The organism is Cupriavidus sp. F041 (assembly GCF_057814235.1).
In genome coordinates, this window is record NZ_JBVASY010000002.1 from 3,904,539 (window position 1) to 3,920,591 (window position 16,053).

The 16,053-nt window shown below is 58.2% G+C and carries 8 protein-coding genes, 6 tRNA genes and 3 rRNA genes; all 17 read right to left on the reverse strand.

Going from position 1 to position 16,053, the window contains the following annotated elements:
* Positions 1 to 105: 105 nt before the first annotated feature.
* The 17 genes from rpoB to ACZY0R_RS35475 all read right to left on the reverse strand — a co-directional run bounded on the left by rpoB (position 106) and on the right by ACZY0R_RS35475 (position 15,688).
* Entirely contained in the window at positions 106 to 4,212 is a 4,107-nt protein-coding gene (gene rpoB / locus ACZY0R_RS35395) for a DNA-directed RNA polymerase subunit beta (RefSeq protein WP_035876151.1), read from the reverse strand.
* A 411-nt stretch (positions 4,213 to 4,623) separates the two neighbouring features.
* Positions 4,624 to 4,998, reverse strand: coding sequence for a 50S ribosomal protein L7/L12 (gene rplL / locus ACZY0R_RS35400; RefSeq protein ID WP_035876154.1), 375 nt, complete (start codon positions 4,996 to 4,998; stop codon positions 4,624 to 4,626).
* A gap of 75 nt (positions 4,999 to 5,073) precedes the next feature.
* The gene (rplJ, locus tag ACZY0R_RS35405; protein ID WP_006162335.1) at positions 5,074 to 5,622 is read right to left on the reverse strand and encodes a 50S ribosomal protein L10; all 549 of its coding nucleotides are present in this window, start codon (positions 5,620 to 5,622) and stop codon (positions 5,074 to 5,076) included.
* A gap of 422 nt (positions 5,623 to 6,044) precedes the next feature.
* Positions 6,045 to 6,740: a 50S ribosomal protein L1 gene (gene rplA, locus ACZY0R_RS35410; RefSeq protein WP_488865040.1), complete on the reverse strand. Its 696-nt coding sequence runs from the start codon at positions 6,738 to 6,740 to the stop codon at positions 6,045 to 6,047.
* A complete protein-coding gene (gene rplK / locus ACZY0R_RS35415) occupies positions 6,741 to 7,172 on the reverse strand; it encodes a 50S ribosomal protein L11 (protein WP_006162338.1) in 432 nt (143 codons plus the stop codon).
* Between the two features lie 179 nt (positions 7,173 to 7,351).
* Entirely contained in the window at positions 7,352 to 7,933 is a 582-nt protein-coding gene (gene nusG / locus ACZY0R_RS35420) for a transcription termination/antitermination protein NusG (protein ID WP_488865042.1), read from the reverse strand.
* A gap of 10 nt (positions 7,934 to 7,943) precedes the next feature.
* Complete coding sequence (secE, locus tag ACZY0R_RS35425) at positions 7,944 to 8,324, reverse strand: preprotein translocase subunit SecE (RefSeq protein ID WP_045243152.1); 381 nt, start codon at positions 8,322 to 8,324, stop codon at positions 7,944 to 7,946.
* Positions 8,325 to 8,385: 61 nt separating this feature from the next.
* Positions 8,386 to 8,461: transfer RNA gene (locus ACZY0R_RS35430), tRNA-Trp, on the reverse strand.
* Positions 8,462 to 8,545: 84 nt separating this feature from the next.
* Positions 8,546 to 9,736: an elongation factor Tu gene (gene tuf, locus ACZY0R_RS35435; RefSeq protein ID WP_488865032.1), complete on the reverse strand. Its 1,191-nt coding sequence runs from the start codon at positions 9,734 to 9,736 to the stop codon at positions 8,546 to 8,548.
* Between the two features lie 43 nt (positions 9,737 to 9,779).
* Positions 9,780 to 9,854 (reverse strand) — tRNA-Thr (locus tag ACZY0R_RS35440).
* Between the two features lie 41 nt (positions 9,855 to 9,895).
* Positions 9,896 to 9,969: transfer RNA gene (locus ACZY0R_RS35445), tRNA-Gly, on the reverse strand.
* Between the two features lie 59 nt (positions 9,970 to 10,028).
* Positions 10,029 to 10,114, reverse strand: a tRNA-Tyr gene (locus ACZY0R_RS35450).
* A gap of 343 nt (positions 10,115 to 10,457) precedes the next feature.
* A 5S ribosomal RNA gene (rrf, locus tag ACZY0R_RS35455) occupies positions 10,458 to 10,570 on the reverse strand.
* A gap of 134 nt (positions 10,571 to 10,704) precedes the next feature.
* Positions 10,705 to 13,583 (reverse strand): 23S ribosomal RNA (locus tag ACZY0R_RS35460).
* 314 nt (positions 13,584 to 13,897) lie between these two features.
* A tRNA-Ala gene (locus ACZY0R_RS35465) sits at positions 13,898 to 13,973 on the reverse strand.
* A 46-nt stretch (positions 13,974 to 14,019) separates the two neighbouring features.
* Positions 14,020 to 14,096 (reverse strand) — tRNA-Ile (locus tag ACZY0R_RS35470).
* Between the two features lie 60 nt (positions 14,097 to 14,156).
* Positions 14,157 to 15,688, reverse strand: a 16S ribosomal RNA gene (locus ACZY0R_RS35475).
* The 16S, 23S and 5S rRNA genes sit together here with 5 tRNA genes alongside, the layout of an rRNA operon.
* Positions 15,689 to 16,053 lie beyond the last annotated feature (365 nt).

Below are 16,053 nucleotides of genomic sequence, written 5' to 3' on the forward strand. Positions count from 1 at the left end.
CCGACATCATGTCGGGCCCGCGGCATTCATCCTGTGGGAAAACCGTAGCGGGCATTCGGCGGGAGGCGGGCCATTGGCTATTGCCGACCCCCCGCGCAATCTCAATCAGTAGCGATCGAGGTCGATGTCGATACCCAGCGAACGGATTTCCTTCACCAGCACGTTGAACGATTCCGGCATGCCGGCGTCGATCGAGTGCTCGCCCTTGACGATGTTCTCGTAGACCTTGGTCCGGCCGTTCACGTCATCGGACTTGACCGTCAGCATTTCCTGCAACACGTAGGAGGCGCCGTAAGCTTCCAGCGCCCACACTTCCATTTCACCGAAACGCTGGCCACCGAACTGCGCCTTACCACCCAGCGGCTGCTGGGTCACCAGCGAGTACGGGCCGGTCGAACGGGCGTGCATCTTGTCGTCGACCAAGTGGTGCAGCTTCAGCATGTGCATCACGCCCAGCGTCACCGGACGCTCGAACGCTTCGCCGGTACGGCCATCGTGCAGCGTGACCTGTTGCTTGGAAGCGGTCAGGCCCATTTCCTTGGCGATCGCGTCGGGGTAGGCCAGGTCCAGCATGCGGCGGATTTCGTCCTCATGCGCACCATCGAACACCGGCGTAGCGAACGGCACACCCTTCTTCAGGTTGGTGGCCAGTTCCAGCACTTCGGCGTCGGACAGGCTGTCGAGGTCTTCCGGCTTGCCGCTCTCGTTGTAGATCTGAGCCAGCAACGGACGCAGTTCCTGCGCCTTCGCCTGCGCCTTGAGCATGGAACCGATGCGCTGGCCCAGACCGCGCGCGGCCCAGCCCAGGTGGGTTTCCAGAATCTGGCCCACGTTCATCCGCGACGGCACGCCGAGCGGGTTCAGCACGATGTCGGCAGGCGTGCCGTCGGCCATGTAGGGCATGTCTTCGATCGGAACGATCTTCGACACAACACCCTTGTTACCGTGACGGCCTGCCATCTTGTCGCCGGGCTGCAGGCGGCGCTTGACGGCCAGGTACACCTTGACCATCTTGATCACGCCCGGCGGCAGTTCGTCGCCTTGCGTGAGCTTCTTGCGCTTTTCTTCGAAGGCCAGGTCGAACTCGTGACGCTTCTGCTCGATGGCTTCCTTGACGGCTTCCAGCTGGGCGGCAACTTCCTCGTCGGCCGGACGGATGTCGAACCAGTGGTACTTGTCCAGGTCGGCCAGGTACTCACGGGTCAGCTTGGCGCCCTTGGACAGCTTCTTCGGACCGCCGTTGACGGTCTTGTCGAGCAGCAGGCGCTCCAGACGCTGGAAGGCATCGCCTTCGACGATACGCAGCTGGTCGTTCAGGTCCAGGCGGTAGCGCTTCAGTTCATCGTCGATGATCGACTGGGCACGCTTGTCGCGGGTCACGCCTTCGCGGGTGAAGACCTGGACGTCGATCACGATACCGCTCATGCCCGAGGGCACGCGCAGCGACGTATCCTTCACGTCCGAAGCCTTCTCGCCGAAGATCGCGCGCAGCAGCTTTTCTTCCGGGGTCAGCTGGGTCTCGCCCTTGGGCGTGACCTTGCCGACCAGCACGTCGCCCGCTTCCACTTCGGCACCGATGTAGGTGATGCCGGACTCGTCCAGACGCGCCAGTTGCGCTTCGGCGAGGTTGGAGATGTCGCGGGTGATTTCTTCCGGTCCCAGCTTGGTGTCACGGGCGACGACCGACAGTTCCTCGATGTGGATCGAGGTGTAGCGGTCTTCGGCAACCACGCGTTCGGAGATCAGGATCGAATCTTCGAAGTTGTAGCCGTTCCACGGCATGAACGCCACCAGCATGTTCTGGCCGAGCGCGAGCTCGCCCAGGTCGGTCGAGGCGCCGTCGGCAATCACGTCACCACGGGCGACGAAGTCGCCAACCTTGACCATCGGACGCTGGTTGATGTTGGTGTTCTGGTTCGAGCGCGTATACTTGATCAGGTTGTAGATGTCCACGCCGACTTCGCCTGCAACGGCTTCATCGTCGTTCACACGGATCACGATACGCATCGCATCGACGTAGTCCACCACGCCGCCACGGGTTGCCTGCACGGCGGTACCCGAGTCGACCGCGACGGTACGCTCGATGCCGGTACCCACCAGCGGCTTGTCCGGACGCAGGCAAGGCACGGCCTGACGCTGCATGTTGGCGCCCATCAGTGCACGGTTTGCATCGTCGTGCTCGAGGAACGGCACCAGCGATGCCGCCGCGGACACGATCTGCGAAGGCGCCACGTCGATGTACTGAACGCGGTCCGGCGTGACCATACGGGTTTCACGCTCGCTACCCTCACGCGACGACACCAGTTCGTCGATCAGGGTACCGTCGGTGTCGACCGTCGCGTTGGCCTGCGCCACCACGTACTTGCCTTCTTCGATAGCGGACAGGTAGTCGACCTGATCGGTCAGCTTGCTGTCGACCACCTTGCGGTACGGCGTTTCCAGGAAGCCGTATTCGTTCAGGCGTGCGTACAGTGCCAGCGAGTTGATCAGGCCAATGTTCGGACCTTCCGGCGTTTCGATCGGGCACACGCGGCCGTAGTGGGTCGGGTGCACGTCGCGGACTTCAAAGCCTGCGCGTTCGCGGGTAAGACCGCCCGGGCCCAGTGCGGAGACACGGCGCTTGTGCGTGATCTCGGACAGTGGGTTGGTCTGGTCCATAAACTGCGACAGCTGCGACGAACCGAAGAACTCGCGGATCGCCGACGAAATCGGCTTCGAGTTGATCAGGTCGTGCGGCATCAGGTTTTCGGTCTCGGCCTGGCCCAGACGTTCCTTGACGGCGCGCTCAACGCGCGACAGTCCGGCGCGGAACTGGTTTTCGGCCAGTTCGCCGACGCAACGCACGCGACGATTGCCCAGGTGATCGATGTCATCGACCTCGCCCTTGCCGTTGCGCAGGTTGACCAGGATCTTGATGGTCTCGAGGATGTCCTCGTCCTGCAGCACCATGCTGCCTTCGCCGCTCGGGCGGCCCAGGCGGCTGTTGACCTTCATGCGGCCAACGCGCGACAGGTCGTACGACTCTTCGCTGTAGAACAGGCGCTGGAACAGGGCTTCCACCGCGTCTTCGGTCGGCGGCTCGCCGGGACGCATCATGCGGTAGATGGCGATACGCGCAGCGGTCTGGTCGGCGGTGTCGTCCACGCGCAGGGTCTGCGACATGTACGGACCCTGGTCCAGATCGTTGGTGTACAGGGTCTGGATCTGCTTGACGCCGGCTTCGCGCAGGTTTTCCAGCACGGTTTCGGTCAGTTCGTCATTGGCGTTGGCAATCACCTCGCCGGTATCCGGGTCGATGATGTTCTTCGCCAGCACGCGACCGAGCAGGTAGTCTTCCGGCACGCTGATCAGCTTGGTACCGGCGGAATCCAGGTCACGGATGTGCTTGGCGTTGATCCGCTTGTCCTTCTCGACCACGACACGGCCGTCCTTGTCGGCGATGTCGAAGCGCGCGACTTCACCACGCAGGCGCTCGGGCACGAACTCCATCTGCGCGCCTTCCGACTGCAGCGTGAAGTTGTCGAACACGAAGAAGTGCGCGAGGATCTGCTCGGGCGTCAGGCCGATCGACTTCAGCAGGATCGTCACCGGCATCTTGCGGCGGCGGTCGACGCGGAAGTACAGGATGTCCTTCGGGTCGAACTCGAAATCGAGCCACGAACCGCGGTAAGGAATGATACGTGCCGAGAACAGCAGCTTGCCCGAGCTGTGGGTCTTGCCCTTGTCGTGCTCGAAGAACACGCCGGGCGAGCGGTGGAGCTGCGAGACGATCACACGCTCGGTGCCGTTGATCACGAACGAACCGGTCGACGTCATGAGCGGAATTTCGCCCATGTAGACTTCCTGTTCCTTCACTTCCTTGACCTTGCCCGGATTCTCCCGATCGTTGATGATCAGGCGCACCTTGGCACGCAGCGCCGAGTGGAAGGTCAGGCCGCGCTGTTGACATTCCTTGACGTCGAACGGCGGGTTGGAGAGATGATAGGAGACGAACTCCATACGGGCGAGCCCGTTGTGAGACACAATCGGGAAGATTGCGCTGAAAGCCGCTTGTAGGCCCTCTGTTTTGCGACGCGAGGGTGGCGTACCCTCTTGCAGAAACTGAGCGTAGGATTCAATCTGGGTGGCAAGCAGGAAAGGAACCTGATGAACCGTCGCGCGCTTCGCAAAACTTTTGCGAATGCGCTTCTTTTCGGTGAAGCTGTACGCCATGGGATCTCCGAATCATCGCAGGGCTGGCTGGACCGGCGCAGCACCTGAGGTGTTCAGCGACTGGGAGGGGATTTGGCGGTTGGCCGCTACCAACCTCTGGCTGACGGTGTCCGCACGCTGCGAGCCGGCAGAAACGACGCAATGCGTCATACCGGCCCGGGGGACACCCGACCAAACTTGTCTTCTGCAGTCGGTTCAGAAGACAAACATCAGCAACCACCTAGTGTGCCACTGATGTTTGGCCTCTGCTGAAGCTTAGGCATGCGCCCAGCTATCAAGCATCGTTTGCGCCACTTATTCGAGTTTCCGAGTGCACAGTAAAACACACTTCGTAGAAGCGCAAAAAGGCTGGCGCCGGGAATCTCCCTTTGCCAGCCCCATTCGCGTGCCAATGGGGCACGCGAGCACAGCTTACTTGACTTCGACCTTTGCGCCGGCGTCTTCCAGCTTCTTCTTGGCGTCGGCTGCAGCAGCCTTGTCCACGCCTTCCTTGACAGCCTTCGGTGCGCCGTCGACCAGATCCTTGGCTTCCTTCAGGCCCAGGCCGGTGATTTCGCGAACAGCCTTAATCACGCCAACCTTGTTTGCGCCGATTTCCGACAGGATGACGTTGAATTCGGTTTGCTCTTCAGCAGCGGCAGCACCGCCAGCGCCCGGGGCAGCAGCCACGGCCATCGAAGCGGCGGAAACGCCAAACTTCTCTTCAAACGCCTTGACCAGGTCGTTCAGTTCCATCACGGACATCGCGCCTACGGCTTCGAGGATGTCGTCTTTGCTGATTGCCATTTGAAATACTCCTGCTAAATGTGATTCGGTATCGGTAATGCGATCTTGATGAGCCAGGCTGCGGGGGCTTGCGCCTTAAGCAGCAGCGCCTTCGCTCTCGGCGGCGGCAGCAGCGCCTTCGCCTTCGGCAGGGGCGCCTTCGCTCTTCTTGGCGGACAGGGCGGCCAGCAGACGGGCGAAGCCCGACACCGGTGCCTGCATCACGCCAAGCAGCTGAGCAATCAGTTCGTCACGGCTCGGGATCGAGGCCAGTGCCTTGACGGCAGCAGCATCGAGCACGTTGCCGTCGTACGACGCTGCGCGCAGAACCAACTTGTCGTTGGTCTTGGCAAAGTCGTTCAGAACCTTGGCCGACGACACTGCATCTTCGGAAATACCGTAGATCAGCGGACCGGTCATTTGCTCTGCGAGGCCGGCAAACGGCGTGCCTTCCACGGCGCGGCGGGCCAGCGTGTTCTTCAGAACGCGCAGGTACACGCCTTGCTCGCGGGCCTTGGCGCGCAGCTTGGTCAGATCGCCAACCGCAATGCCGCGATATTCGGCAACGACGATGGTCTGGGCTTTAGCGACTTGCGCCGAAACCTCAGCAACGACGGCCTTCTTATCTTCAATATTGAGTGGCACGGTTAAGCTCCAAAACGATGCTTGTCTCCCGGATCATCCGGGACACGCACATCAGTCCAAACGAACGGCGTCCGATTTTGGCCCGAATCACCCGGGTCATTGCCCGGATTCTTCAATCCCTCGGGTTCGCCATCTGCGCTGGTGGGGCGGGTGGGCGTCGTGGCGAGCCACGTACGTTCCGTCCGATTAAGGCGAGGCAGCCAGACTGCAGCCGCGCCCGCCACCAGCGGTCTTTGATAACCAGCGGTGCCTGCCTCGCGCTTGCGCGCCGGCGAGTACCGCTGCCCAAAGCCTTGCTCCTTATCTCACCGCGCTACCCTCGGGCCACGCTGGAATCTGGAGACGATCCCGGCCTGGGCCAGGATCTGCAATTCTTTACACCGGGCGACGTTATCGGGTCCGCCCGGCGGGTGCCGTCAGCCTTAGGCCGACAGCGAAGCCTGTTCCACACGCACGCCAACGCCCATGGTGGACGACACGGCGATCTTGCGCAGGTACACGCCCTTGCTGGTAGCCGGCTTGGACTTCACCAGTGCTTCGATCAGCGCGTTCAGGTTGCGCTTCAGATCCGCATCCTGGAACGAACGGCGACCGATGGTGGCGTGGATGATACCGGCCTTGTCGACGCGGTACTGAACCTGACCGGCCTTGGCGTTCTTCACAGCCTGGGCCACGTCGGGGGTAACCGTACCAACCTTCGGGTTCGGCATCAGGCCGCGCGGGCCCAGGATCTGACCCAGCGTACCAACGATACGCATCGTGTCCGGCGAGGCGATCACCACGTCGAAGTTCAGGTTGCCGGCCTTGACTTGCTCGGCCAGGTCTTCCATGCCGACGATTTCGGCGCCAGCTGCCTTGGCAGCTTCAGCCTTTTCGCCTTGGGCGAACACAGCCACGCGGACCGACTTGCCGGTACCGGCAGGCAGCACCACGGAACCACGAACCACCTGGTCCGACTTCTTCGCATCAATGCCGAGTTGCACGGAAACGTCGATGGATTCGTCGAACTTGGCCGATGCGCAATCCTTCACCAGGCCCAGGGCCGCGTCGATCGGGTAGAACTTGGTGCGCTCGATCTTCGCCTTGTTGGCGGCGACGCGCTTGGAAACCTTAGCCATTTACAGACCCTCCACGGTGATGCCCATCGAACGAGCCGAACCGGCGATGGTACGCACGGCGGCGTCCAGATCAGCAGCGGTCAGGTCAGCGTTCTTTGCCTTGGCGATTTCTTCAGCCTGGGCGCGGGTGATCTTGCCAACCTTGTCGGTGTGCGGCTTGGCCGAACCCTTGGTCAGGCCAGCAGCCTTCTTGATCAGCACAGTCGCCGGGGGCGACTTCATCACGAAGGTGAAGCTCTTGTCGGCGAAGGCGGTAATCACCACCGGCACCGGCAGGCCGGGTTCCATACCTTGGGTCTGCGCGTTGAACGCCTTGCAGAACTCCATGATGTTCAGACCGCGTTGACCCAGTGCGGGGCCCACGGGCGGGGAGGGATTTGCCTTACCAGCCGGAATTTGCAGCTTGATAAAGCCAATGATCTTCTTGGCCATATTTACTCCAATCCGGACCGCTTCCTGGAGGAATGCGATCCTGTTGAGTCGTAGCGCGCTAACGCTGCAAGGGCGGTTCATCCACCCCAGCCAGCCTCACGCTCCTCTTGTGGCCGGCCCCTTGCGGGACTGGCCGTGCATTTTTCGCCGGCCTTGCGGCCAGCATAAAATGCGAAAACTTAAACCTTCTCGACCTGGCCGAATTCGAGTTCGACCGGAGTAGCACGTCCGAAGATGGTGACCGAGACGCGCAGACGCGATTTCTCGTAGTTCACTTCCTCGACATTGCCGTTGAAGTCGGTGAAAGGACCATCCTTGACGCGAACCATCTCGCCCACTTCGAACAGCGTCTTGGGACGCGGCTTCTCGACCCCTTCCTGCATCTGGGTCATGATCTTGTCGACTTCCTTCTGGGAAATCGGACTCGGGCGATTACGCGCACCACCCACAAAACCGGTGACCTTGCTGGTGTTCTTCACCAGGTGCCAGGTTTCGTCGGTCATTTCCATCTCGACCAGCACGTAACCCGGGAAGAAACGGCGCTCGGTGACAGACTTCTGGCCACCCTTGATTTCAACCACTTCTTCGGACGGGACCAGGATGCGGCCGAACTTGTCCTGCATTTCGGCGCGCCCGATGCGCTCCTGCAGCGCGCGCTGCACACTCTTTTCCATGCCGGAATAAGCGTGCACCACATACCAGCGCTTCTTCGACGAAGGCGATTCAGCTGCGGGGACTTCCTGTTGTGCGTTATCCGTCATGTTCTATCCTTCATTTCCAGCCCAGCACGAGCGAAAAAATGACCCACTCGATGAGCTTGTCCGCTGACCACAGGAACACGGCCATGATCACGACAAAGACGAACACCAGGCCCGTCATTTGCCCGGCTTCCTTGCGGGTGGGCCAAACGACTTTGCGGACTTCGCGATACGATTCCTTGGAGAAACCGATGAAGTCCTTGCCAGGTGCCGAGACCAGCGCGACCACCACGCCCAGTGCAATGCCGCCGAACAGGGCGGCGCCGCGCACATAGGATGGCTGCTGTGCCAGGGCATAGAAACCGATGACGCCGGCAACCACCAGTAGCACCGCGACGCCAAGCAACCACTTACCACTGGCGGCGTTGACGGTTTCGACGTTGGGATTGGCCATGTTTCGCAAACGAGACTAAGCCGCGTCACGATACTCTCTATCGCGACGCGGCTGATTGAATTGGCAGGGGCAGAGGGAATCGAACCCCCAACCTTCGGTTTTGGAGACCGACGCTCTGCCAGTTGAGCTATACCCCTAAAACAACTGTGGGGTCGGCAATGAAGCCAACCCCTCTGGCAACGAATACGGCCGGTTGGTGCCGTATTCGCTGATCGACTTTATCAGTCGAGGATCTTTGCCACGACGCCGGCGCCGACGGTACGACCGCCTTCACGGATGGCGAAACGCAGGCCTTCTTCCATGGCGATCGGGGCAATCAGCTTGACCGTGATCGACACGTTGTCACCCGGCATGACCATTTCCTTGTCCTTCGGCAGCTCGATCGAGCCAGTCACGTCGGTCGTACGGAAGTAGAACTGCGGGCGGTAGTTGTTGAAGAACGGGGTGTGACGGCCGCCTTCGTCCTTCGACAAGATGTAGACCTCGCCGGTGAAGTGCGTGTGCGGCTTGATCGAACCCGGCTTGCACAGCACTTGGCCGCGCTCGACGTCTTCGCGCTTCGTGCCGCGCAGCAGCAGACCCACGTTGTCGCCGGCTTGACCTTGGTCCAGCAGCTTACGGAACATTTCCACGCCGGTGCAGATGGTCTTGACCGTCGGCTTGATACCAACGATTTCGATTTCTTCACCGACCTTGATGATGCCGCGCTCGATACGACCGGTCACAACCGTGCCACGGCCCGAGATCGAGAACACGTCTTCCACCGGCATCAGGAAGGTACCGTCGATGGCACGTTCCGGCGTCGGGATGTAGGTGTCCAGCGCGTCGGCCAGGGCCAGGATCGCCACTTCGCCCAGTTCGCCCTTGTCGCCTTCCAGGGCCAGCTTGGCCGAACCCTTGATGATCGGGGTGTCGTCGCCGGGGAATTCGTACTTGGACAAGAGCTCGCGCACTTCCATTTCGACCAGCTCGAGCAGCTCGGCGTCGTCGACCATGTCGCACTTGTTCAGGAACACGATGATGTAAGGCACGCCAACCTGGCGGGCCAGCAGGATGTGTTCGCGGGTCTGGGGCATGGGGCCGTCAGCGGCCGAGCACACCAGGATCGCGCCGTCCATCTGCGCTGCGCCCGTGATCATGTTCTTCACATAGTCAGCGTGGCCCGGGCAGTCAACGTGTGCGTAGTGACGGTTAGCCGTTTCGTACTCGACGTGGGCGGTATTGATGGTAATACCGCGTGCCTTTTCTTCCGGTGCTGCGTCGATTTCGTCGTACTTCTTGGCCGAGCCGCCAAACTTGGCTGCCAGCACCGTAGCAATCGCGGCCGTCAGCGTGGTCTTGCCATGGTCAACGTGACCAATCGTGCCAACGTTCACGTGCGGCTTAGTCCGCTCGAACTTTTCCTTTGCCATTTCGCGACTCCTGTGTCGGTAGCGATATTGCCAGTGCGGTATTTGGTGCCCATGGGCAGGATCGAACTGCCGACCTCTCCCTTACCAAGGGAGTGCTCTACCACTGAGCCACATGGGCGAAACTTGACTGCTGCTTTTAGAACTGCAACCCGGGTAATCTGGAGCGGGTGAAGGGAATCGAACCCTCGTCGTAAGCTTGGAAGGCTTCTGCTCTACCATTGAGCTACACCCGCCGGGTTACCACGCTTTCTGCTTCACCCACACCTGCCGGGTACTGCTGCTTTGCAATTCTTGGTGGAGAGGGTTGGATTCGAACCAACGTAGGCGTAAGCCAACAGATTTACAGTCTGCCCCCTTTAGCCACTCGGGCACCTCTCCGCAGAGAACTTAAGATTATGGTGTAACTCTCCTTGGCTGTCAAGCACTTTCCGTACTATGCAAAGTCCGGAAGGACAGTCCTTTTGGAGATGACGTCGATGCCTGCACTGGCCATCTTCGGTCACACCATCAATCTCCGGTGTTCGATAAAGAATGAACACCTTCACCCTATAGGGGCTCGCCGGAGCCGCCAGGAAGGCGCCAGGCGGCCTTCCTGGACCGCCTGGCGAACCTCTACAGGTGCCGAGCTAAACGGCACGACAGCGGCGTTTTGATCCGCGTAAATCGCCGCCGCAAAAGCAAAACCCCCCAGTACTTTCGTACTGGGGGGTTTCAAGGGAGAGCCTGGCGATTACCTACTTTCACACGGGTATCCGCACTATCATCGGCGTAGAGTCGTTTCACGGTCCTGTTCGGGATGGGAAGGGGTGGTTCCAACTCGCTATGGTCACCAGGCATAAACGGTGGCCGCGTTGAGGTTGAGTCAACGCAGCGAATAGGGATGTAGTAGAGGTTGTGCGTATCGGCCAAGCTGCTTGTTACTGCTGCAGCGGCACGCGATACTCAACCAGCAGAAACACACTGGTTATAGGATCAAGCCTTACGGGCAATTAGTACTGGTTAGCTTAACGCATTACTGCGCTTCCACACCCAGCCTATCAACGTCCTGGTCTCGAACGACCCTTCAAGGAGCTCAAGGCTCCAGGGAATCCTCATCTTCAGGCGAGTTTCCCGCTTAGATGCTTTCAGCGGTTATCTCTTCCGTACATAGCTACCCTGCGATGCCTCTGGCGAGACAACAGGTACACCAGCGGTACGTCCACTCCGGTCCTCTCGTACTAGGAGCAGCCCCCGTCAAGATTCCAACGCCCACGGCAGATAGGGACCAAACTGTCTCACGACGTTTTAAACCCAGCTCACGTACCTCTTTAAATGGCGAACAGCCATACCCTTGGGACCGGCTACAGCCCCAGGATGAGATGAGCCGACATCGAGGTGCCAAACACCGCCGTCGATATGAACTCTTGGGCGGTATCAGCCTGTTATCCCCAGAGTACCTTTTATCCGTTGAGCGATGGCCCTTCCATTCAGAACCACCGGATCACTATGTCCTGCTTTCGCACCTGCTCGACTTGTCGGTCTCGCAGTTAAGCACGCTTTTGCCATTGCACTTTAGGTACGATGTCCGACCGTACCAAGCGTACCTTCGAACTCCTCCGTTACACTTTGGGAGGAGACCGCCCCAGTCAAACTGCCTACCATGCACTGTCCCCGACCCGGATTCACGGGCCAAGGTTAGAACCTCAAACAAACCAGGGTGGTATTTCAAGGTCGGCTCCACGCAGACTAGCGTCCACGCTTCAAAGCCTCCCACCTATCCTACACAGATCGGTTCAAAGTCCAATGCAAAGCTACAGTAAAGGTTCATGGGGTCTTTCCGTCTAGCCGCGGGGAGATTGCATCATCACAAACACTTCAACTTCGCTGAGTCTCGGGAGGAGACAGTGTGGCCATCGTTACGCCATTCGTGCAGGTCGGAACTTACCCGACAAGGAATTTCGCTACCTTAGGACCGTTATAGTTACGGCCGCCGTTTACCGGGACTTCAATCAAGAGCTTGCACCCCATCATTTAATCTTCCGGCACCGGGCAGGCGTCACACCCTATACGTCCACTTTCGTGTTTGCAGAGTGCTGTGTTTTTATTAAACAGTCGCAGCCACCATTTTATTGCAACCCCTTCACCCTCCTGGCGCAGGCCAGTCAAGCTACAAGGGCGTACCTTATCCCGAAGTTACGGTACCAATTTGCCGAGTTCCTTCTCCCGAGTTCTCTCAAGCGCCTTAGAATACTCATCTCGCCCACCTGTGTCGGTTTGCGGTACGGTCTCGTATGACTGAAGCTTAGAGGCTTTTCTTGGAACCACTTCCAATTGCTTCGCAGCACTAGGCCGCTCGCCCCATATCCTTGAATTCCGCGCCCGGATTTGCCTAAGCGCCTTCTCCAATACAGGGACCGGGACTTCCAACACCCGGACAACCTTCCGCGATCCGTCCCCCCATCGCATCATACGACGGTGCAGGAATATTAACCTGCTTCCCATCAGCTACGCATCTCTGCCTCGCCTTAGGGGCCGACTCACCCTACGCCGATGAACGTTGCGTAGGAAACCTTGGGCTTACGGCGAGGGGGCTTTTCACCCCCTTTATCGCTACTCATGTCAGCATTCGCACTTCTGATACCTCCAGCATCCTTTACAAGACACCTTCACAGGCTTACAGAACGCTCTCCTACCATGCACTTACGTGCATCCGCAGCTTCGGTGACTGGCTTAGCCCCGTTACATCTTCCGCGCAGGACGACTCGATCAGTGAGCTATTACGCTTTCTTTAAAGGGTGGCTGCTTCTAAGCCAACCTCCTGACTGTTTTAGCCTTCCCACTTCGTTTCCCACTTAGCCAATCTTAGGGACCTTAGCTGGCGGTCTGGGTTGTTTCCCTCTTGACACCGGACGTTAGCACCCGATGTCTGTCTCCCGTGATTGCACTCTTCGGTATTCGGAGTTTGCTATGGCGGGGTAATCAGCAATAGACCCCCCAACCATGACAGTGCTCTACCCCCGAAGGTGAGACACGAGGCACTACCTAAATAGTTTTCGGAGAGAACCAGCTATTTCCAGACTTGTTTAGCCTTTCACCCCTATCCACAGCTCATCCCCTAACTTTTCAACGTTAGTGGGTTCGGTCCTCCAGTACGTGTTACCGCACCTTCAACCTGGCCATGGATAGATCGTCTGGTTTCGGGTCTACACCCAGCGACTGAACGCCCTATTCGGACTCGCTTTCGCTACGCCTTCCCTAATCGGTTAAGCTTGCCACTGAATGTAAGTCGCTGACCCATTATACAAAAGGTACGCCGTCACCCGTTTCCAGGCTCCGACTGTTTGTATGCATGCGGTTTCAGGATCTATTTCACTCCCCTCCCGGGGTTCTTTTCGCCTTTCCCTCACGGTACTGGTTCACTATCGGTCGATCACGAGTATTTAGCCTTGGAGGATGGTCCCCCCATCTTCAGACAGGATTTCACGTGTCCCGCCCTACTTGTCGTACACCTAGTTCCACAACGCTGTTTTCGCATACAGGGCTATCACCTGCTATGGCCGGGCTTTCCATCCCGTTCTGCTAACAACACTGCTAAAGAGTACAAGGCTCTTCCCATTTCGTTCGCCACTACTTTGGGAATCTCGGTTGATTTCTGTTCCTGCAGCTACTTAGATGTTTCAGTTCGCCGCGTTCGCTTCCCTGACCTATGTATTCAGTCAGGGATGACCCATCAGGGCCGGGTTTCCCCATTCGGACATCTCCGGATCAAAGCTTGTTTGCCAGCTCCCCGAAGCTTTTCGCAGGCTACCGCGTCCTTCATCGCCTGTGATCGCCAAGGCATCCACCACATGCACTTGTTCGCTTGACCCTATAACGAGTGTGTCTCAAACTTGCGTTCAAGCCGTGCTCGCTACAGGATGAGTTCTCGCATTTGTGCCGTATTCCAAGTCATCTTTCGATCACTTAAATACATTTTGGTTGATACAATCACAACCCGGTATCGTGTGTTACTTCAGCGTCTCATCAACGCTCACGACACCTTTACTACATCCCATATTGTTAAAGAACAGCCGTGCGAAACTTGGTCTCGCAACGTCTTGGCCAAGGCCAAAGGCAAACGCTCAATCCTAAGCGCTTGCCTTTGACGACCAATCCAAGGTGCACACCGAAGTGCGCGGTAAATGGTGGAGGATGACGGGATCGAACCGACGACCCCCTGCTTGCAAAGCAGGTGCTCTCCCAGCTGAGCTAATCCCCCATGTACTTCTGTCCGGAGGTTCAGCGTCGAACCACCATCCGTAACTTGGTGGGTCTGGTAGGACTTGAACCTACGACCCCCGCCTTATCAAGACGGTGCTCTAACCACCTGAGCTACAGACCCTTGGCTGTAACAGCAAACAAACCGATAAGTGTGAACGCTCGACTTTAGATGCACGCTCTGAAAGGAGGTGATCCAGCCGCACCTTCCGATACGGCTACCTTGTTACGACTTCACCCCAGTCATGAACCCTGCCGTGGTAATCGCCCTCCTTGCGGTTAGGCTAACTACTTCTGGCAAAACCCACTCCCATGGTGTGACGGGCGGTGTGTACAAGACCCGGGAACGTATTCACCGCGGCATGCTGATCCGCGATTACTAGCGATTCCAGCTTCACGTAGTCGAGTTGCAGACTACGATCCGGACTACGATGCGTTTTCTGGGATTGGCTCCCCCTCGCGGGTTGGCAACCCTCTGTACGCACCATTGTATGACGTGTGAAGCCCTACCCATAAGGGCCATGAGGACTTGACGTCATCCCCACCTTCCTCCGGTTTGTCACCGGCAGTCTCTCTAGAGTGCTCTTGCGTAGCAACTAAAGACAAGGGTTGCGCTCGTTGCGGGACTTAACCCAACATCTCACGACACGAGCTGACGACAGCCATGCAGCACCTGTGTCCACTTTCCCTTTCGGGCACCTGATGCATCTCTGCTTCGTTAGTGGCATGTCAAGGGTAGGTAAGGTTTTTCGCGTTGCATCGAATTAATCCACATCATCCACCGCTTGTGCGGGTCCCCGTCAATTCCTTTGAGTTTTAATCTTGCGACCGTACTCCCCAGGCGGTCAACTTCACGCGTTAGCTACGTTACTGAAGAAATGAATCCCCAACAACTAGTTGACATCGTTTAGGGCGTGGACTACCAGGGTATCTAATCCTGTTTGCTCCCCACGCTTTCGTGCATGAGCGTCAGTGACGTCCCAGGGGGCTGCCTTCGCCATCGGTATTCCTCCACATCTCTACGCATTTCACTGCTACACGTGGAATTCTACCCCCCTCTGACATACTCTAGCCTTGCAGTCACAAGCGCCATTCCCAAGTTGAGCTCGGGGATTTCACGCCTGTCTTACAAAACCGCCTGCGCACGCTTTACGCCCAGTAATTCCGATTAACGCTCGCACCCTACGTATTACCGCGGCTGCTGGCACGTAGTTAGCCGGTGCTTATTCTTCCGGTACCGTCATCCCCCCGCTGTATTAGAGCAAGGGATTTCTTTCCGGACAAAAGTGCTTTACAACCCGAAGGCCTTCTTCACACACGCGGCATTGCTGGATCAGGGTTGCCCCCATTGTCCAAAATTCCCCACTGCTGCCTCCCGTAGGAGTCTGGGCCGTGTCTCAGTCCCAGTGTGGCTGATCGTCCTCTCAGACCAGCTACTGATCGTCGCCTTGGTGGGCCTTTACCCCACCAACTAGCTAATCAGACATCGGCCGCTCCTATCGCGCGAGGCCTTACGGTCCCCCGCTTTCACCCTCAGGTCGTATGCGGTATTAGCTAATCTTTCGACTAGTTATCCCCCACGACAGGGCACGTTCCGATGTATTACTCACCCGTTCGCCACTCGCCACCAGGATTGCTCCCGTGCTGCCGTTCGACTTGCATGTGTAAGGCATGCCGCCAGCGTTCAATCTGAGCCAGGATCAAACTCTTCAGTTTAATACCTGTGTGGTTCCGCGCAGTTGCCTGCTGAAACCTCGCTCTTTCGAGCGGTCGCTCACTCTCAGAAAACTGACTGGCTACATCCGCGATTTGCACCCCGGACATAACCAACATGTTTTACTGTGCGAGCACTTTATAACTTGTAAGCTAAAAGACCGAAGTCTTCCGCATCCGCTATCAAGCGCCCACACTTATCGGTTGTTTGTTTGTTAAAGAACTAACCGCGGTTCGCTTTGCTTACCGCGTCGCTGCGTTTGCTGCAGCAGAGAAACGAGATTATGAAGAGCAATCAGCGTTTCGTCAACAGGTTTTTTTACTTCCGTTCGCTGCGCCTTTCGCGCCGCCAACCACCCCTGCCAACC

Coding starts and splice junctions, on each gene's coding strand:
- rplK (WP_006162338.1), bottom strand. CDS start 7,172: ATGGCCAAGAAGATCATTGGCTTTATCAAGCTGCAAATTCCGGCTGGT.
- rplA (WP_488865040.1), bottom strand. CDS start 6,740: ATGGCTAAGGTTTCCAAGCGCGTCGCCGCCAACAAGGCGAAGATCGAG.
- rpoB (WP_035876151.1), bottom strand. CDS start 4,212: ATGGCGTACAGCTTCACCGAAAAGAAGCGCATTCGCAAAAGTTTTGCG.
- nusG (WP_488865042.1), bottom strand. CDS start 7,933: ATGACGGATAACGCACAACAGGAAGTCCCCGCAGCTGAATCGCCTTCG.
- rplL (WP_035876154.1), bottom strand. CDS start 4,998: ATGGCAATCAGCAAAGACGACATCCTCGAAGCCGTAGGCGCGATGTCC.
- tuf (WP_488865032.1), bottom strand. CDS start 9,736: ATGGCAAAGGAAAAGTTCGAGCGGACTAAGCCGCACGTGAACGTTGGC.
- secE (WP_045243152.1), bottom strand. CDS start 8,324: ATGGCCAATCCCAACGTCGAAACCGTCAACGCCGCCAGTGGTAAGTGG.